Annotated in this window: 14 protein-coding genes; 10 read left to right on the forward strand and 4 right to left on the reverse strand. The window is 60.9% G+C overall.

All coding sequences use genetic code 11. The features are described 5' to 3' along the window. Nucleotides 1–9: 9 nt before the first annotated feature. The gene (locus NQ038_RS10235) at nt 10–978 is read right to left on the reverse strand and encodes a helix-turn-helix domain-containing protein (RefSeq protein WP_257057480.1); all 969 of its coding nucleotides are present in this window, start codon (nt 976–978) and stop codon (nt 10–12) included. Between the two features lie 134 nt (nt 979–1,112). Between NQ038_RS10235 and NQ038_RS10240 the strand changes: the two genes are divergently transcribed. The 8 genes from NQ038_RS10240 to NQ038_RS10275 all read left to right on the forward strand — a co-directional run bounded on the left by NQ038_RS10240 (nt 1,113) and on the right by NQ038_RS10275 (nt 15,983). After that, nucleotides 1,113–1,313, forward strand: coding sequence for a helix-turn-helix domain-containing protein (locus NQ038_RS10240; RefSeq protein ID WP_257057478.1), 201 nt, complete (start codon nt 1,113–1,115; stop codon nt 1,311–1,313). Nucleotides 1,314–1,318: 5 nt separating this feature from the next. Then, nucleotides 1,319–4,609, forward strand: a complete 3,291-nt coding sequence (locus NQ038_RS10245; protein ID WP_257062530.1) for a helicase-related protein — start codon at nt 1,319–1,321, stop codon at nt 4,607–4,609. After that, entirely contained in the window at nt 4,602–5,267 is a 666-nt protein-coding gene (locus NQ038_RS10250; protein ID WP_257057474.1) for a DUF4391 domain-containing protein, read from the forward strand. The genes NQ038_RS10245 and NQ038_RS10250 overlap by 8 nt, the downstream gene beginning before the upstream one ends. A gap of 4 nt (nt 5,268–5,271) precedes the next feature. Continuing rightward, nucleotides 5,272–7,218: a site-specific DNA-methyltransferase gene (locus NQ038_RS10255; RefSeq protein ID WP_257057471.1), complete on the forward strand. Its 1,947-nt coding sequence runs from the start codon at nt 5,272–5,274 to the stop codon at nt 7,216–7,218. 5 nt (nt 7,219–7,223) lie between these two features. Then, nucleotides 7,224–10,304 (forward strand): type III restriction-modification system endonuclease, encoded by a 3,081-nt coding sequence (locus NQ038_RS10260; RefSeq protein ID WP_257057466.1) that lies wholly within the window; start codon nt 7,224–7,226, stop codon nt 10,302–10,304. Nucleotides 10,305–10,320: 16 nt separating this feature from the next. Further along, nucleotides 10,321–12,096, forward strand: a complete 1,776-nt coding sequence (locus NQ038_RS10265; RefSeq protein ID WP_257057463.1) for a DUF262 domain-containing protein — start codon at nt 10,321–10,323, stop codon at nt 12,094–12,096. Nucleotides 12,097–12,233: 137 nt separating this feature from the next. Continuing rightward, nucleotides 12,234–14,774 carry a MobF family relaxase gene (mobF, locus tag NQ038_RS10270; RefSeq protein WP_257062537.1) on the forward strand — a complete coding sequence of 847 codons (2,541 nt, stop codon included), beginning with the start codon at nt 12,234–12,236 and terminating at the stop codon, nt 14,772–14,774. A gap of 423 nt (nt 14,775–15,197) precedes the next feature. Then, a complete protein-coding gene (locus NQ038_RS10275; protein ID WP_257057461.1) occupies nt 15,198–15,983 on the forward strand; it encodes an APH(3')-II family aminoglycoside O-phosphotransferase in 786 nt (261 codons plus the stop codon). Between the two features lie 81 nt (nt 15,984–16,064). Here NQ038_RS10275 and NQ038_RS10280 read toward each other — a convergent pair whose 3' ends face one another. Beyond that, complete coding sequence (locus tag NQ038_RS10280) at nt 16,065–16,211, reverse strand: hypothetical protein (RefSeq protein ID WP_168165729.1); 147 nt, start codon at nt 16,209–16,211, stop codon at nt 16,065–16,067. A gap of 98 nt (nt 16,212–16,309) precedes the next feature. Between NQ038_RS10280 and NQ038_RS10285 the strand changes: the two genes are divergently transcribed. Continuing rightward, nucleotides 16,310–17,101, forward strand: a complete 792-nt coding sequence (locus NQ038_RS10285) for an APH(3'') family aminoglycoside O-phosphotransferase (protein ID WP_182784695.1) — start codon at nt 16,310–16,312, stop codon at nt 17,099–17,101. A 139-nt stretch (nt 17,102–17,240) separates the two neighbouring features. Continuing rightward, complete coding sequence (locus NQ038_RS10290; protein WP_257057458.1) at nt 17,241–17,834, forward strand: GNAT family N-acetyltransferase; 594 nt, start codon at nt 17,241–17,243, stop codon at nt 17,832–17,834. A gap of 160 nt (nt 17,835–17,994) precedes the next feature. Here NQ038_RS10290 and NQ038_RS10295 read toward each other — a convergent pair whose 3' ends face one another. Continuing rightward, nucleotides 17,995–18,573 (reverse strand): chloramphenicol phosphotransferase CPT family protein, encoded by a 579-nt coding sequence (locus tag NQ038_RS10295; RefSeq protein ID WP_257057455.1) that lies wholly within the window; start codon nt 18,571–18,573, stop codon nt 17,995–17,997. 68 nt (nt 18,574–18,641) lie between these two features. Next, entirely contained in the window at nt 18,642–19,052 is a 411-nt protein-coding gene (locus NQ038_RS10300) for a DUF3224 domain-containing protein (RefSeq protein WP_257057452.1), read from the reverse strand. Between the last annotated feature and the right edge of the window lie 136 nt (nt 19,053–19,188).

Here is a 19,188-nt window from a genome sequence, read left to right on the forward strand (position 1 = left end):
CAGTGGGTTCTACGAGGGGTCGGGGGTGTTCTCGTCCGTTTCCGGTCCAGGTATGGCCAGATCCAGACCATGAGCCCGCCGACGGTACTCATCGGGCGACAGCCCGAGTTCGCGGACGAACTGGTGGCGGGCATGCGAACGGCCCTCCCAGCCGACCTGGCGGCCCACCGCCTCCACCGACCATCCTGGCTTCTCACGCAGGAGGCGCGCCATCTCCTTGGCCCGAAGCGCCGCCAGGAACTGCACCGGCGGCAGCCCGTAGGACTCGTTGAACACGCGAGCCAGGTGCCGCCCGGAAATGTGAGCGACCTGCGCCATGTCCTCCAGCGACCACTTGCGGGACAAGTTGGCTTGGATGGCGTCCCCCACGGCGATGATCTCAGGGCGCATCGGCGGGAACCTCCCGCCCACGCCGTCCCCGGCCAAGGACACGACGGGTTCGCCGGGCAGCTCCCGATACGGCATCAACGGCACCAGCTCGGCCAGGAATCCGGCGAACACCGCCTCGATGTCGTAGAAGCCGCCCCCAGCGTTCTGGATGGCCTCGGTGCGGTCCAGCAGGTCCAGCATGTCGGACGTCGCCTGCGCGGGCGGGGTGGTGGCCCACATGTTGTGGCGGAACGCCTTGGCGGCGATCAGCTCGGCCTCGTGACGATCCCGCAGCAGCCCGTTCAGCCGCCACGTGAGCTGGTCCAGCAGGTAGTCCAGGTTCACGAACGCGGTCGTCACCGTGGCGCTGGGCTCGGGGATCGCCCCACACAGGGTCCCGGCGCACACGATCACCAGCATCCCCGGCCGGGCATGGGCGGTCCCGTGGCGAGAGTGCACCAACAGGCGGCCCTCCCGCACCAGCATGAACCTCAGGCACGTGTACGCCACCGGCTCCACCACCCGGGCAGAGGACTCCGTCTCGACATGGATCGGCCCCGGTGCCCGCTGCCTGACAGCGCCCGCGCTGCCCGGGAAAATCCTCTCCATACCTCATTTTCGCCAATCCACGCTCGAAGTGCACCCAGCTTCGGTGGCACATCTCCGCACAAACGGGGTCTGATTCGGTAGAATCAGCACGGTGTCCCAGCCGGTGGGGCCGGCACCGTCGAGGGAGGACCAACGTGACCGAGCCGTGGCTGTCAGCAGACGACATCGCCGCCCACCTCGGCGTCACCAAGGACACCATCTATACGTGGATCGCCGACAAGGGCATGCCTGCCCACAAGATCGGCCGCCTCTGGAAGTTCCAAGCCACCGAGGTCGACGACTGGGTCCGCAACGACGGCGCCGCCGACTCGGACTCCACCCAGGCGGGTGACTGACTCACGTGCGCATCATCAACAACGTCAACGACCGTCTGGGCGATGACCTCAAGACGGTTCTGGCCAGTGGGTCGAAGGTCAGGATCGCTGCCTCCACGTTCTCCATCTTCGCTTTCGAGGCACTGAAGAAGGAATTGGAACGGGTTGACGAGCTGGAGTTCATCTTCACGTCCCCGTCGTTCGTGGCCGAGGACGTAACTGACAAGGTTCGCAAGGAGCGCCGTCAATTCTTCATCCCCGCCGGGCATGCCGAGTCGGCGATTGCTGGGTCAGAGTTCGAGATTCGACTGCGCAACAAGCTCACGCAGAAGGCCATCGCGCGGGAGTGCGCGGACTGGGTGCGCAGCAAGGTCACCTTCCGCTCCAACGCAACGGGCAGCCCCATGCAGCCGTTAGCCGCAGTCGACGACCGCGCCGCCTATTTCCCGATCCAAGGGTTCACCACCACTGACCTGGGCTATGAGAAGGGCCCGGCCGTCTCCAACGTCGTCACCAAGTTCGAGGGTGCGGCTGAAACCCAATCGTTCCTCGCCTTGTTCGACCAGATCTGGAACAACCCGGAGCAGCTCGACGACGTTACCCAGGCGGTCTGCGACCACATCGCCACGGTGTACGCGGAGAACTCCCCAGAGCGCATCTACTTCCTCATCCTCTACAACCTGTTCGCTGACTTCCTTGACGACATCAACGATGACGTCCTCCCCAACGACCGCACCGGCTACCAGGAGACCAAGGTCTGGAAGAGCCTGTACAACTTCCAGCATGACGCCGCCACGGGCATCATCAACAAGCTGGAAACCTACAATGGCTGCATCCTCGCGGACTCCGTCGGTTTGGGCAAGACCTTCACTGCCCTGGCGGTCATCAAGTACTACGAGCTGCGCAACAAGTCCGTGCTGGTCCTGTGCCCTAAGAAGCTGGCGGAGAACTGGACGAACTACAACTCCAACTACACCACCAACCTCTTCCGCGAGGATCGCTTCGCCTACGACGTCCTCGCGCATACCGACCTGTCGCGGACGAAGGGCGAGTCCCTTGGCCTGGATCTGGCCCGCATCAACTGGGGCAACTACGACCTGGTGGTGATCGATGAGTCCCACAACTTCCGCAACGCCGACTACGCGGAAGAGAAGGAGTCGCGTTACCAGCGCCTCATGCGCCAGGTCATCAAGGAGGGCGTGAAGACCAAGGTCCTCATGCTGTCCGCTACCCCGGTGAATAACCGGTTTAACGACCTGAAGAACCAGCTCCAGCTCGCCTACGAGGGCGAGTCGGAGAACCTCGCCAAGCATTTGAACATCTCCACCAGCGTGGAGAAAGTGTTCTCTGACGCCCAACGGGTCTTCAACGAATGGTCCAAGCTCGACGCCGAGCAGCGAACCACGGACCAGATTCTGAAGATGCTGGACTTCGACTTCTTCGAACTTCTGGACTCGGTGACGATCGCCCGGTCGCGCAAGCACATCCAGGCCTTCTACGACACCACCGAGATCGGTGCCTTCCCCGAACGCCTCACGCCCATCTCCGTGCGTGAACCGCTCACCGACCTCCCAGAGGTGCCCGGATTCAACGACATCTTCGAACAGCTCCAGGCCCTCACCCTGGCCGTCTACACCCCGCTGGCCTACGTGTTCCCATCCCGTCGCAGCAAGTACGAGGACCTCTACGACGTCACCGCAGGCAACGCCCGGTCGAATCTGGGTCAGGCAGGCCGCGAGCAAGGCCTCAAGCAGCTCATGACCGTCAACCTCCTCAAGCGCCTGGAAAGCTCAGTTGAGGCCTTCCGCCTGACGCTGGGTAAGGTCCAAGGCTCTGTCACGCACACCCTGTCCAGGATCAGCAACCACGCTGGAAACCTTGCCGATCTTGTCCCGGACATGGCAGGCCAAGACTTCGACATCGACGACGAGGACGATGCCAACATCGAGGCTCTCTCCGTCGGTGAGAAAATCCGCATCGACCTGGACGACCTCGACATCGAGTCCTGGCAGCGCGACCTGTGGAACGATCGCGAGACCCTGCGCGAACTCCTCGACGAGATGAACAAGGTCACCCCCGACCACGACCTCAAGCTCCGCAAGCTCAAGGACATCATCCACTCGAAAGAGCAGCATCCGATCAACCCCGGCAACCGCAAGGTGCTGGTGTTCTCCGCCTTCGCGGACACCACCGACTACCTCTACAAGAACCTCGCGCCTGCACTCGCCACCGCAGGGTTAGAGACGGCGGTCATCACCGGCGGCAACCGTGCGCACGCCACCCTGGGGAAGGGCTACGACTTCCAGCAGATCATGTCCCTGTTCTCCCCTCGCTCCAAACAGCGCGAGTTGACCATGCCTGGAGAGACCCGTGAGTTGGACGTGTTGATCGGCACCGACGTCATCAGCGAGGGCCAGAACCTCCAGGACTGCGACTACCTGATCAACTACGACATCCACTGGAACCCGGTGCGCATCATCCAACGGTTTGGACGCATCGACCGCATCGGGTCCACCAACCAGGTCATCCAGTTGGTGAACTTCTGGCCCGACATCTCCCTCGATGAGTACATCAACCTTAAGGAACGCGTCGAGAACCGGATGGTCATCGCCGACATCGCGGGCACTGCCGACGACAACGTCCTCACACAGGAAGACCCTGACGCGGCCTTCCGTAAGGAACAGCTCCGCAAGCTCCAAGACGAAGTCATTGAGCTGGAAGATGTCCGCACCGGGGTCTCCATCACTGACCTCGGGCTCAACGACTTCCGCATGGACTTGCTCGGATACATCAAGCAGTACGGTGACCTGGCCACCGTCCCGAAGGGCCTGCATGCCGTAGTTCCCGCCGACCCTGCCAAGGGGCTGGTCCCTGGGGTGATCTTCGCGTTGCGCAACGTCAATGCGGACGAGACTCAGCTCACTGGGAAGAACGGGAACCGTGGCAACCGACTCCACCCGCACTACCTCGTCTATCTCGACGAGGACGGCCAGGTGATCGCCGACCACACCGAGGCCAAGCATCTGCTAGATCTGCTGCGCACCGGATGCCGACCCTATGACGAGCCGGTCCCCATTGCGGTTCGTGCGTTCAACGAGGCGACCCGCGACGGCGCGGATATGAGCACATACTCTCAGCTGCTGACGGATGCAATTCACTCGATGATCGACGTCACCGAGGAACGTGACATCGACAGCCTGTTCACTCCAGGGCCCACCACTGCTCTCACCCAGACCATCGCCGGGCTCGACGACTTCGAACTCACCGCGTTCATTGCCGTCGTCACCTCCACAGACGAGGTGAGTCCTGGTGACTGACTTGCTGTACCAGTGGCCCAGCGCAGCCCACTTTGGGCGGCGGGTGCCCAAGGAGAAGTTCTACGAACACGCCAGCGTCAACACTGCGTTGCGGGAGAAATTTATCTCCGAGGTCGACCGCGTGATCTGGACCTATGACTTGGCCCAGGCAAGCATCAACCTGGAGAGTACTGCCGAGGTCCCCGATGTCGCGGTCTTCCAGGTTGACGTCAAGGACACAGACGTCTCCGAGCAGGTACTGAGCGCAATCGACAAGTCGATACCTCGTCCGATTATCTTCGAGGTCAACCGCGACGTCGCCGGTGTGTGCGAGACCCGCATGATCGCCGCCCACAAGCAGCTCGGTGCGGGTGCCCCGAAGATCAGTCAGTACTTCACCACCGGATGGCAGCCCGCCGACACTGAGCGCCAACCGCTACCGACCGCCATCACCTTGCCTGCCCTCTACGCAGCCCTGCTCGAACCCCTCTCCAACGTTGAGGTCCGGCCTGGCGAAGGAATGTCGGAGGTCGCTGACAGACTGAAGACCGTCAGCAAGCTCGAACGCGAGATCAAGACTCTGGAGCGCAAGCTCCGAACCGAGAAGCAGTTCAACCGGAAGGTTGAACTGCGCCGCACCCTCAAGACCAAACAAGCACAGCTGGAACAGCAGAGGTAAGACCATGGAGAAACTGCGCATGACGTCGCCCGACCTGACCGAGGCGAACATCGACAAGCTCGCCGAGCTGTTCCCAACCGTTGTCACCGAGACTCTCGATGACGAGGGCAACCCGCAACGTGCCATCGACTTCGACCTCCTCCACCAAGAACTCTCCGACCACATCGTTGAAGGCCCCCAGGAGCGGTACCGCCTCGACTGGCCTGGCAAACGGGCCGCCGCTTTCGCCGCGAACGCACCGATCGCCAAGACCCTCCGCCCAGTCCGTGAGGAGTCCGTCGACTTCGACACGACCAAGAACCTCTTCATCGAGGGCGACAACCTCGACGCTCTCAAGCTCCTCCAGGAGTCCTACCTCGGCAAGGTCAAGCTGATCTACATCGACCCTCCTTACAACACGGGGAGCGACTCGCTTGTCTATGAGGATGATAGAACCACCACGGTGGCCGAGCACCTTCTACGCTCGGGTCAGGTCAGTGACGCGGGAGAACGTTTCGTCACAAATACAGAATCGAATGGTCGATTCCACTCTGACTGGTTGACCATGATGTACCCGCGTCTCAAGTTGGCGCGCAACTTGTTGACGTCTGACGGTCTAATCGTCATCTCTATTGACGAGAATGAAGTGGCGAATCTCGTTCGGCTCTGCGAGGAGATATTTGGCCACGACAACGTCCTTGGGGCCTTGCCAGTTGTGATGAATCTTAAGGGAAACCAAGATGCATTTGGCTTTGCAGAAACTCACGAGTTCATCGTCGTGTGCCTTCGTGACAAGGCATCCGCGACTCTTGGAGAGTTCCCCGTCGACGAAGAAGCGTTGATCGCCGAGTGGGCAGAAGATGAATATGGCCTCTACAAGGAAGCCGACAACTTGCGGGCGACAGGCGTAAATGCGCCGCGCTCGAAGCGGCCCAACCTCTGGTATCCAATTTTCATTAACACCAATACGCTTCAGCCTTACGTAACGGAAGACGATTTGCCACTCGATTCACAAGACGTGGTTGTCTGGCCAGTAAACCCGGCCGGTGAGGAACTCAGCTGGTACTGGAAGAAATCAAAGTTTGCCGCGGAGACTCACAACCTTGTACTTAAGCACACCAAGAATGGATATCAGTTCTACAAGAAGCAGCGGCCCGAACTGGGAGCGCTACCTTCAAAGAAGCCGAAGTCATTCTGGTTCAAACCGTCCTACAGCACCAGTACTGCAACCAAACAGTTGAAAGAACTTATGGGCGGAAGGTACTTCTCAGCTCCAAAGCCCGTTCCGTTCCTTGAGGACATCCTGCGTATCGGGAGCGAACGCGACTCTATTGTTTTGGATTTCTTTGCCGGATCAGGTTCTTTTGGGCACGCCATCATGAAATTAAACGCAGAAGACGGCGGGAATCGTCGGTACATTCTGGTGCAAGTGGAAGAACCTCTCCCCGATGGATCAGATGCGGTTCGTGCAGGGTTTCCGACGATTCCCGCACTCGCCCGCGAGCGGCTTCGTCGGGCTGCTGATCAGACGCGCACCCTAGCTGGCCTTTCCGGTACCGCGGTTGACGGTGGATTCCGCACGCTCAAGATTGACACGACCAACATGATCGACGTCATCCGAGAGCCAGATGCGACAGACCAACTGGCACTTACCGAACTTGAACCCAGCATTAAGAGTGATCGAACTGCTGAGGACCTGTTGTTCCAGGTTCTGATCGACTGGGGATTGGAGCTCACGATGCCTGTCGAAAAAGAGACGATTGCTGAGCACCGAGTCTTCGACGTTGAAGAGGGAGCCCTGATTGCCTGTTTCGACAACTCCATAGGCCTAGATGTAATCCGGGAGATCGCCAGTCGCAAACCGGTTCGTGCTGTGTTCCGCGACGATGGATTTGAGTCTGACGCTCAACGAATCAATGTCGAGCAGATTTTCCGTGAAGTCTCCCCGTCTACTGAAGTGAAGGCGATCTGATCGGGATGAAGCTTCAGTTCAAGGTTCAGCAGTATCAGACAGATGCCGTTGATTCGGTGGTCGAGGTGTTTGAAGGCCAACCCAAGCATGACGGCGTCTCGTATCGTGTCGACCCCGGAAAGCCTCAAGCGGGCATGGCTCCGCTGTACTCGGATTCGGGCCTGCGCAACGCGGAGATTGCGCTGACCGATGCACAGCTCTTGGGCAACGTGCATAAGGTTCAGCAGACTAGGAATCTGCCACTTTCATCCTCACTGAAGGACAGTAAGGCTGCTCCCCATGCTCCGAACCTCGACGTTGAGATGGAGACTGGTACAGGCAAGACGTACGTCTACATCAAGACGATCATGGAGCTTCACAAGCGGTATGGCTGGTCGAAGTACATCATCGTTGTGCCGTCTATCGCGATCCGCGAGGGTGTAAAGAAGTCCTTCGATGTCACCGCTGAGCACTTCCAGCAGATGTACGGGACCAAGCCGCGATCCTTCGTATACAACTCCTCTCAACTTCACGAATTGGAGCGGTTCAGCTCGGATGCTGGCGTTCAAGTGATGATTATCAACATCCAGGCGTTCAACGCCACGGGTAAAGACAACCGGCGGATCTACGATGTCTTGGATGACTTCCAGTCTCGCAAACCGATTGATGTGATCGCAGCGAACCGTCCGATCGTGATCATCGATGAGCCGCAGAAGATTGGTGCGGAGAAGTCGCTCAAAGCGCTGTCGAACTTCCACGCGTTGATGATGCTGCGTTACTCCGCAACCCACAAGGTGGAGCACACCAAAGTACACCGGCTCGATGCACTGGATGCTTACAACCAGAAGCTGGTCAAGCAGATCGCAGTCCGCGGCATCACCGTGAAGGGCCTGGCCGGGTCCACGGCTTACCTGTACCTGGAAGCGGTCGAGATCGCGAAGGGTGCGCTACCTCGCGCTCGGGTCGAGATTGAGGTTCAGACCAAGACGGGGATCAAGCGTCAGGTTAAGCGTGTGGAGAAGGGTACGAACCTCCACGATTTGTCCAACGGGTTGGAGGCCTACCGCCCCAACGGTAAGTCCCTCGTTGTCGTCGACATCGATGCGAACCGTGACGTGATCGAGCTGAACAACGGTGACATCGTGTTCGCCGGTCAGCTCGCCGATCGCGACGTCACAGAGGAGACCAAGCGCCGCATCCAGATCCGGGAGGTCATCCGGGCCCATCTGGACAAGGAACGTGAACTCTTCAGCCAGGGCATCAAGGTGCTGTCATTGTTCTTCATCGACGAGGTCGCGAAGTACCGTGATTACTCCCGCGAAGACACTCTCGGCGAGTACGCGCGGATATTCGAGGAGGAGTACGCGCTGATCCGCGACGAGGTCCTTGGTGAGCTGGCCCTCGACGACGCGACCGCCGTCTACCAGGCCTATCTGCGCCGCGACGAGATTCGAGAGGTCCATCAGGGCTATTTCTCCATCGACAAGAAGTCCAAGCACCAGGTCGACGGCAAGGTCTCCGGCCGAGGCGATGACAAAGGCCAGTCCACAGACACCGACGCCTACGACCTGATCCTCAAGGACAAGGAACGACTGCTCTCCTTTGCCGAGCCCGTACGGTTCGTCTTCTCCCACTCCGCACTGCGCGAGGGATGGGACAACCCGAACGTGTTCGTCATGGGCATGCTGAAGAAGAGCGACAACACCGTCTCCCGACGTCAGGAGATCGGCCGTGGCCTCCGCCTGGCTGTTGACCAGCGTGGCGAGCGCATGGACGAGGCAACCGTCGGCGCGCGTGTCCACGACATCAACGAGCTGACGGTCGTCACCGACGAGTCCTACACCGACTTTGTTGACGGGCTCCAGAAGGAGATCTCGGAGTCCCTGGCTGCCCGTCCGCGCAAGGCGAGCGTCAACTTCTTCAAGGGCAAGACAATCCAAACCACCGCGGGCGAGTCGGTCGTGGAGGAGCAATTGGCCCGGTCCCTCTACAACTACCTGGCGCGCAACGACTACATCGACGACGACGGCCACATCACGCCCACCTACAAGGAGGCCAAGGCTGAAGGGACGCTTGCTGTTCCGACTTCGGAGGTCTTGTTGCCGGTGGTGGACTTCATCTGGCCGCTGGTCGACTCGCTGTACATCGACGTACCCAAGCCTGCCGATGACCGTAAGCCGAAGAAGGTTCCCCTCAACGAGGCCAACTTCGCGCGCAAGGAGTTCCAGAACCTGTGGGGTCGGATCAACCACAAGGCGGTCTACCAGGTCGAGTTCGACTCAGACGAACTGATCCGCAAGGCTGTCGAGCACATGGACAAGCATCTCAACGTTGCGTCCATGCAGTACGTCATCCAGTCTGGCAAGCAGCGTGATGAGCTGGAGGCGGACGACCTGTCGAAGGGTTCGGGGTTCGCGGTGTCGAGCACGGAGACCGTGACCGAGACGGTGACGGCTGGCTCGCAGGTGAAGTACGACCTCTTGGGTGAGATCGCGGAGAAGACGAAGCTGACTCGCCGTACGGTCGCTGCGATCCTCAGGGGCGTCCGACCGGATACGTTCGGGAAGTTCAGGCTGAACCCGGAACAGTTCATCACCGAAGCTGCGCGGCTGATCAACGAGCAGAAGGCCACCGTCATCGTGGAGCACCTCGCATACGACGCCCTGGACGAGACGTTCGACTCAGCCATCTTCACAGAGAACCAGACCAAGCAAGACCTCACCCACGCTGGTGACAAGCTCACGAAGCACATCTACGACTACGTCGTGACCGACTCGAAGATCGAGCGTGCTTTCGTCAACGAGCTGGACACCAGCATCGAGGTTGCCGTCTACGCGAAGCTCCCGCGCGGGTTCTTCATCCCGACTCCGGTCGGCGACTACAACCCGGACTGGGCAATCGCATTCAAGGAAGGCAGCGTCAAGCACGTCTACTTCGTCGCGGAGACCAAGGGTTCACTTTCAACTCTCCAGCTGAAGGGCGTTGAGGACGCAAAGATCGAGTGCGCCCGTAAGTTCTTCGCCTCCCTTAACAAGAAGAACGACGGCGACGTCACCTACGACGTCGTCACCGACTACACCGAGCTGATGCAGCTGGTCACCGCCTGAGAAAGGTCCCACCTCCATGTCATTCCAGACACCCCGCAGTATCGAGGAGATGCTCACTGCGATCCACAAGCGCGAGTATCTGTTGCCTGCGATCCAGCGGGAGTTCGTCTGGAACTCCGATCAGATAGCGAAGCTGGTCGACAGCCTAATGCGCGGCTACCCGGTCGGTTCCTTCCTGCTGTGGAATGTGGAACCGGAGACCGCCCAGTCCTACACCTTCTACGAGTTCCTCACCAACTATCACGAGCGCGATAACCCGTACGCGGACAAGGCCACCGTGCCCGCTGGCAGCGGGACAACCGCCGTGCTTGATGGTCAGCAGCGGCTCACCGCGCTGAACATTGCCCTGTACGGCAGCTATGCGGAGAAGAAGAAGTACGCGTGGTGGAACAGCGCCGACGCATTCCCCACCAAACGGCTCTACCTCAACCTCATCGACGACCCGGATGACGAGGAACTGGGACTCAAATACGACCTGCGCTTTCTCACCGACAAGGAAGCCGCAGCAGAAGACGGAGGCGAGGACAAGTGGTACCGGGTCGGAGCGGTACTTGGGCTCGCCAACGCTGGGCCTGCCATCATGCAGGAGCTTGCCTGCCGCAACATCGCGGGGTCCGCAGATGCGTTCCAGCGCCTTTACGACTTGTACGAGGCCGTCCGGGTGCTCAAACCGATGAACTACTTCCTGGTAACCGACCAGGACGCAGACAAGGTGCTGGAGATCTTCGTCCGCGTCAACAGCGGCGGCACGACGCTGTCCTACTCGGATCTGCTGTTGTCGATGGCGACCAATCAGTGGCAGGAACTCGACGCACGCGAGGAAGTCCGATCCTTGGTGTCCGAACTGAACTCCAGCGTAGGACGCCAGTTCTCCTTCTCCAAGGACGTCGTACTCAAGACCGCGCTGACAGTTGCAGGCGTGGACGTCCAGTTCAAGGTCAAGAACTTCACCCAGTCGAACATGGCAAGAGTCGAGGCGGCGTGGCCCGAGACCAAAGGGGCCCTGCTCCGCGCGGCAACGCTGCTCCAGCAGTTCGGTTTTAACGAGCGCAACCTCACCGCGAACAGCGTCATCATCCCGATCGCCTACTACCTCTACCTGCGGGGAGCCGGTGACTCCTACCTGGACTCCACGGCGGACGCCGTCGACCGGCTCACGTTGCAACGCTGGGTCACACGCTCGCTCATCAAGCGCGGTATCTGGGGGTCGGGGCTCGACACACTCCTCACACGCCTCCGAGACGTCCTCCGCGCGAACTCCAGCAGCAAGTTCCCGATCGAAGCAGTCGAGACTGCAATGTCCGCCGTTGGCAAGGGACTCGTTTTTGACGACGCTGAGATCGATGAGCTACTCAACCTCAAGTACGGCGGGCAGCGAACCTTCGCAGTGCTCTCGGTGCTCTACCCAGGACTGGACCTGGGGAAGAAGTTCCACGAGGATCACATCTTCCCGAAGTCACGGTTCACACGAAAGCGTCTCGCAGCGGCCGGTGTCCCATTGAACCAGATCGACGACTACCTGGACTCGGTCAATCTCATGCCCAACCTCCAGCTCCTTGCGGGCACCGCCAACATCGAGAAGCAGGATGGGCTCCCAGCGCAGTGGATCGAGGCAGCGTTCCCGACAAGCGAGAAGCGAGCGACCTACATCGCCGAGAATGATCTGGACAACCTCCCCTTGGACCTGGAGGGATTCCCTGTGTTCTTCGCCCAGCGCAAGCAGCGCATCCGAACCCGGCTCATCACAGCGCTCGGAACGACGAGCCAAACAGACACCGCACGTCAGAGCTGAGCCTGCCTGACGCTGCCCGGCACCGTCAACCGACCCTCCAATTCGAGCCGCCACGCCTCTTGCAGATCGAGGTCCGGTGGTCCCGGTAGTTCACCTCCTTCCTGACGGAGGGAAGGTGAGCGGGCGTGACAGTGTCGATGCGGGTGATGTCGGCCGGGGACGGCTACAAGTACCTCCTGCGCACCGTGGCCGCTGGGGACGGGAATCGGTCACTGTCGACGCCCCTGACCCGCTACTACAACGCCGAGGGCACACCACCGGGCCGGTGGATGGGCAGCGGGCTCCCAGCTCTCGGGACCGGCCAGATCACGTCGGGCGACGAAGTCAGCGAAGCTCAGCTCCAGCTGCTGGTCGGTATGGGCCGCGACCCCGTGACGGGTGCACCCCTGGGTCGCGCGTATCCGGTCTACAAGACCATCGCGCAACGCATCGAAGAGCGGACCGCAACCCTTGACTCGCACCTTGATCCGGCAGCACGTGCCCGTGCAATCACTGCAATCGAGGCCGAGGAAGCCAAACGCGGGACGCGACGGGCGGTTGCAGGATTCGACTTCACGTTCTCGATCCCGAAATCCGCCAGCGTGCTCTGGGCGGTTGCGGATGCAGGCACGCAATCCCTGATCGCCCAAGCGCATCACGACGCGGTTGCGGACATGATCGCGTACATGGAGAGTGAGGTTGCAGCCACTCGCACCGGTGCAAACGCTGCCGACGGTGCTGTCGCCCAGGTCGACGTTCGCGGTGTCATCGCCACCGCCTATGACCACTACGACTCCCGTGCTGGTGACCCACACCTTCACACGCACGTGGTGATCAGCAACAAGGTCCAGACCGTTCTGGACGGGAAGTGGAGATCCTTGGACGGACGGCCGATGCACGCAGCTACCGTGGCTCTCTCAGAGCTGCACGAGGCCGTCTTTGCCGATCACCTGACACGGATGCTCGGGGTCGAGTGGGAGGCACGCGCCCGTGGCCGGGACCGCAACCCAGCATGGGCGATTGCCAACGTTCCCGAAGAGCTGATCGCGGAGTTCTCGACACGTGCACGCCACATCGACGAGGCAACCGACCGGCTCATCGACAAGTACGTGGCCGAGCACGGGCGGCGCCCATCGGCAACGACGATCATGAAGCTACGGGCACAAGCAACGCTCTCCACACGCCCCGAGAAGACCGTGCACTCCCTGGCCGACCTGACCGCAACATGGCGCAACCGCGCCGCCACTGTGCTGGGTGAGGATGCAACCGGGTGGGCCCGCCGGGTTGCAGCCAACGAGGCACCGCTGTTGCTGCGGGCCGACGACATTCCCCTCGACATTGTCCGCAACCTCGGCGAGAGCGTCGTCGCTGCGGTCGGCGAGAAGCGCTCAACGTGGCGGCGCTGGAACCTCACCGCCGAAGCAGCCCGCCAGACCATGGACTATCGGTTCGCCACCGCCCAGGACCGCGAAGCCATCGTCGGCCTGGTCGTGGATGCCGCCGAGACGGTCTCGCTGCGATTGACACCGTTCGAACTGGCCTCCAGCCCCGCCGCATTTCGTCGCGTGGACGCCACCTCGGTTTTCCGGCCGAAGAACTCCACCGTCTATTCTTCCCGCCAGATTCTTGATGCTGAGGATCGGCTCCTGGAGCGCAGCCATGACACGACCGGGCTGACGGTCAGCCTGGGGACAATGGAACGCATCGCACGGCGTCCAGACGCCGAAGGACGGGAGCTGAGTGGGGACCAGGCGGAGGCCCTCGTACAGATCGCGGTTTCCGGCCGGGTCCTGGACGTGCTGGTCGGTCCCGCAGGTGCTGGAAAGACCACTGCCATGAACGCCCTGCGCCGAGCATGGGAAACCGAACACGGCACAGGCTCGGTGGTCGGGCTGGCGCCGTCCGCGGGTGCGGCCCAGGTTCTGGCGGAGGACCTGGGTATCGCGACGGAGAACACGGCGAAATGGTGGCAGACCCACCAGACCACCGGCGCCACCTTCCAAGCCGGTCAACTCGTCATCGTGGACGAAGCCTCCCTTGCGGGCACACTCTCCCTTTACCGAATCGCCGGTTTCGCAGCAGAGGCAGGCACGAAGGTGCTGCTGGTTGGTGACTACGCGCAGCTCCAGTCCGTTGATGCGGGTGGTGCCTTCGGGCTGCTGGTCCATGACCGAGGAGATGCCCCCGAACTGATAGACGTCCACCGTTTCACCCATGCATGGGAGAAGACAGCCTCCCTGGACCTGCGGCACGGACACACCGACGTCATCGACACCTACGAGACCCACGGCCGTATCCACGACGGTGAGACCGAGGAAATGATCAACTCCGCCTACATTGCCTGGCGCGCAGATCTGCTGGCAGGCAAAGCCACCGTTTTGGTGTCGGACTCCAACGAGTCGGTCACCGCCTTGAACACCCGAGCCCGCACCGACTTGATTCTTGACGGCGTTGTCCGAGGGCCCCGCGAAGTAGATCTCCATGATGGCACTCGCGCCGCCACCGGGGATGTCGTCATCACGCGACGCAACGACAGGCGCTTGAGGGCCGGGCGCGGATGGGTGCGCAACGGCGACCGCTGGAACGTGATGGATGTCCGTGACGATGGCTCCATCGTCCTCCAACGCGCCGGAGCAAAGTGGGGTGCGACGGTCATCGTTCCCGCGGACTACGTCGCCGAGCACGTTGAACTCGGGTAGCCGAGGTTCGGTAAACGCACTCACCTGTGAATGTTGGCCTGTGCGCAGTTCCAGCCTACTGATGTCACCGGATACGCGGGGCGTAGATTGTGGGCGAGACCAGCGGCGGGGGGCGGCGTCCCCGCCTCCGCGTAGCAGCACGCCAGAGCAGTCGACAACGACCTGTCATCGTCGACGGCCGCGACGATGGGCAGTAGGTACTTGTACCCGTCGCGTGCGCTCAAGATCCGCATCGACACCATAGTGCCAAGTCAGGTGCACTCCCGGGATGCGTTCCATTGGTGAAACCGAGCTGCTGCGAGACAACCTACGTCGATGATTTGTACAGCCGCAGCTGACCCGATGCCGCTCGTGGTCGAGCACGTCGGATCGATTCAGAACGACTTATACTTGGCCAGAACCCGCAGTCTTGTTAGGAGCCGGATGTCCCCAGTCCGCCCTGCGTTCCCAATCACGTGGGAACAGGAACTGACCGGCTACTCATGGGAGTTGCAGACAACCGGTGGATCGGACGCAGCCGTTTTTCGGTTGACGTCTCCAGACGGAGACGTCCTCTTTGTTAAGACGGAACCAGTCAGATGTTTGGGCGAACTCCCGGGTGAGGCGGCGCGCCTGAGATGGCTGACGACAACGGGAGTGCCCTGTGCCCGCGTGCTCGACGAAATCACTTCTACAGGGCGGCATTGGTTGTTGCTCGACGACGTTCCCGGCAACGACCTGTCCTCCGCTCCGATTGAACCTGCGGCAAAGGCCCGGATCGCGGCTAAGGCGTTGCGCCGGCTGCACACTCTGATGACGGACAGCTGCCCTTTCGACCACCGTGTCTCTCACCGCATCGAGCAGGCCCGTGCCCGTTGGGAGGCGGGCCTAGTCGACACTAATGATTTCGACGATGAACACCGTGACCGCGACCCAAGCGAACTGCTCGCGATGCTTCAAGGGCTTCGTCCCGTTCATGAAGATCTCGTTGTTACGCATGGGGATGCATGCCTGTCCAACTTGATTGTGGACGAGGACCGCTTCTCTGGCTTCATCGACTGCGGGCGGTTGGGAGTTGCCGACCGTCACCAGGACCTCGCGCTAGCAACGCGGGACATAGCCGAGCAACTCGGCCAATCATGGGTGCCCTTATTCCTCGACCAGTATGGGATCGAGGACCTCGACCCGGCACGGACACGGTTCTACCGGCTCATGGACGAGTTCTTCTGAGGGTTCGCTGCAAAAACAAGCCGATCCAGACGCGGCTACTTCTGCTCGCGCACGGGGCACCTTACTTCGCGTAGTAGTGGATCAGCGGCGTCGAGAGCCAGCGCGGTCGGCGTCTGCGGCCGCGAACGAGTACAGAAGGTACTTGTAGCCGTCGCCGGCGCTCATCATCCGCATCGAGACCGTCATGCGCAGTAGGTGAGCGAACATCGCGCGCTGCTTTGCCGTCATTGCGGACATGCTGTGTTTGGTCAGTATTGGTCGTGAGGTCGCGTAGGGCACGTGAAGGACGGTCGACGCGAGATGATAGAGGCATGTCGTCTCCCTCGATGCCACTGACCGGATTGCTTTCCGATTGCTCGGTGTGGGCGCGCGTCACCGACGGCGAGTCAGGCGCGATTGTGCTGCGTCACGTGTCCGGGGAACGGTTCGCCAAGGTCGTCTCCGTTGCTGATGCGCACACGTTAGAAGGCGAGCGCGATCGGATCGAGTGGCTGTCGACCACCGGGATTCCCGGCCCCAGCGTGCTCGACTGGCGCATCACCGAGCACGGCGCCTGCCTCATCACCAGCGCCGTCGCGGGCGTCCCGGCTGACCGGCTCGACCCGGCCCATCTCGCTCAGGCATGGCCGTCGATCACCGACACCCTGGTCCGGCTGCATAGCATCCCCGCCAGCACGTGCCCGTACGGCAGAACGCTGGACGAGATGATCACGCTGGCCCGCGCGACCGTCGTCGAGAACCGGGTCCACCCCGAGTTCCTGCCCCAGCACCTCATCGAGACCCCGCCCGCGGTGATCCTCGAAAGCTTGGAACGCGACCTCCCTTCCCGCCAGGAACAAGAGGACGCCGACAGGGTAGTCTGCCACGGAGACTTCTGCCTCCCCAACATCCTTATTGACCCTGATACCTCGCTCGTGGCCGGGCTCATCGACCTCGGCCGACTCGGACAGGCAGATCCCTACGCCGACATCGCGCTCCTGCTGGCGAACGCTCGCGAGACCTGGCCCAACGAAGACACGGCCCAATGGGCGGATCACGACTTCGCCTCCCGGTACGGCATCGCCCTTGACCCCGACCGCCTGGACTTCTACCTTCGACTCGACCCGCTGACCTGGTAGACCATGCCCGGCGTACGCAGAATCCGCAGAAGGAAGCCGTCCGGCTCCAAAGGCAATAAGGAGATTGTCCGAAGCGCCAGGGTCACGGCCAACGAGTCGACCGCGGTTGCATCTCTGGGTGCCTTGCTACGATTGCCAGGTGAGTGAACGGCAGAAAGACGTTTTCCTTGACTCTGGCAGGTTCCTTGACTCTGGCAGGGTGACATTTCGTCGGGGCCTGCCGAGTGATGACTTGGTGCTCGGTGACATTGATGGTTCCTTCGTCACCGACACCATTTTCGAGGTGCGGCCTTCTGCCAACGGGTTTACTCTCAACGAGAAGAGTGTCTCCTCTCCGATCGTCAAGAGGTTTCCTCTTGGCGAAGACACCGACGTTGAGGATGTCGAGGAGTCAGCGCGATTTGTTGCCGTTAACGCGCACGGGACCCCCTGCGGGTTTATTGACGTGGTTTTCGAGGTGTGGAATCGACGAGTCGTGATAGCGGATTTGGAACTCTCCCCTCAGTATCGTCGGAGAGGGCTGGGACGGGAACTGGTTGGCCTCGCTGCTAACTACGGGCGTGAACTGAACGCACGAACCTTGTGGTTGGAAGTCACTAACATCAACGCACCGGCCATCCGCGCGTATCTCCGCATGGGGTTTAAGTTTTGCGGTTTGGATACCTCTCTGTATCGCGGAACTGCATCAGAAGGCGAGGTTGCAGTATTCATGAGCCGAAACCTACCAGGTTAGTGATTCTTGCGGGCCGAAAGGCCATCACGCAGATCACGTTTCCTCTGAGGGTGCGGCGCTGCTGAAATACGTCCTCGTGCTCTGACTTGACGCTCCGTTTGGTTTCTTTCCCACAGGAATCAGGGATGCATTGCTGTTCGAAACAAGATGGCAAGTCCGATCACTCTGTCTCGACGGGTGAGTAACGTTTCGAGGTCACGAAATCGGCCAGTAGCTGTGCGCAGGCTTCGGGATATCGTGCAGTGGTATCGATCTCAATGTCGTACACGACCCAGTCATGAACACGCGAGGCTTGTAAGCGTGCCATGCCCGGTACGCGGTCGCCGCGAGAACATTCACGGGCCGCGGCAACTTCTGGATCGCAGCGCACTCCTACCCACAGCATCGGCACCCCATCAAATGCTGACTGTAGACGCCGTTGCCCCTCACCTCCGGAAAGCAGCACCTCGTCAAGAATGATGTTGGCACCCGAGTGCGCCAGCGTATGCAGTGCTGAGTACCAAGCGCGTTCCAGCCGTTTGTACTGCTCCGTCACCACGACAGTGCCATCAGGGCCGTAGCTGATTCCGGACTTCAGGCTGTCGCCCCGGCCGGGTAACGCTTCGATGAACGTATCCACCCCAAAGGTCAGCCAGGTTCCGGGAAGGGATTCCTGCAGTGCTCGTGCGATAGACGTCTTTCCCGAACTTGATCCGCCGTTGAGCACGATCACTTGCGCCTCCGGTTCCCGTGCGTTCACCCGTCGAGGCCTGCTACCTCCCTCGGCCGAGCGGTCTCGCCGCTCAGTGCGGCGAGCAGGGTTGGCGTTCATTTGGGAAGGTGGTAATCGAACCAGAGCCGGTGGGTTCCGTCGGGGTCGACGGCGATCCCCCCGTCGCCTGAGATTCCACTCAGTTCGCCGGTGCCGCTGGAGGGGATGATGGCGAAGGATTCTGCGCTCCGATCTTCACCTGCTGTCGTCGCTGAGTGCGTGAAGTTGAAAGTTCCCCACCGGTGGTGAAGCGATCCCTCGAAAGATTCCATTGCAGTGTATCCGCCGATATTGCTCGCTGGGTCGAGTGCGTAGGTGAACAGCGTCGTCGAACGTCCAGTGATGTCTCCGGCGAAGCGCTTCTCCATTGTCGCGACGGCTACCGGTGTGCCAGTTTCGGGTCCGGCGTTCAAGGGTGGCTCGATGGGAGTGAATGCTTCCACTGTGAAGGTTCCTGTTGCTCGCATGATTCTCCTTTGATGGGTTATGGGCGCTTAGAAGTGCTCCACTGACGGAGTGGCGAATTGAGCTCGCCGACTTGCACCTCGTTTGGCTTCGGAGGATACCGACATTTCAGAGGTTCGTGACGTTAAGAGCGTTGAG

Source organism: Brevibacterium sp. 50QC2O2, from assembly GCF_024580675.1.
Classification (GTDB): Bacteria; Actinomycetota; Actinomycetes; order Actinomycetales; family Brevibacteriaceae; genus Brevibacterium; species Brevibacterium moorei.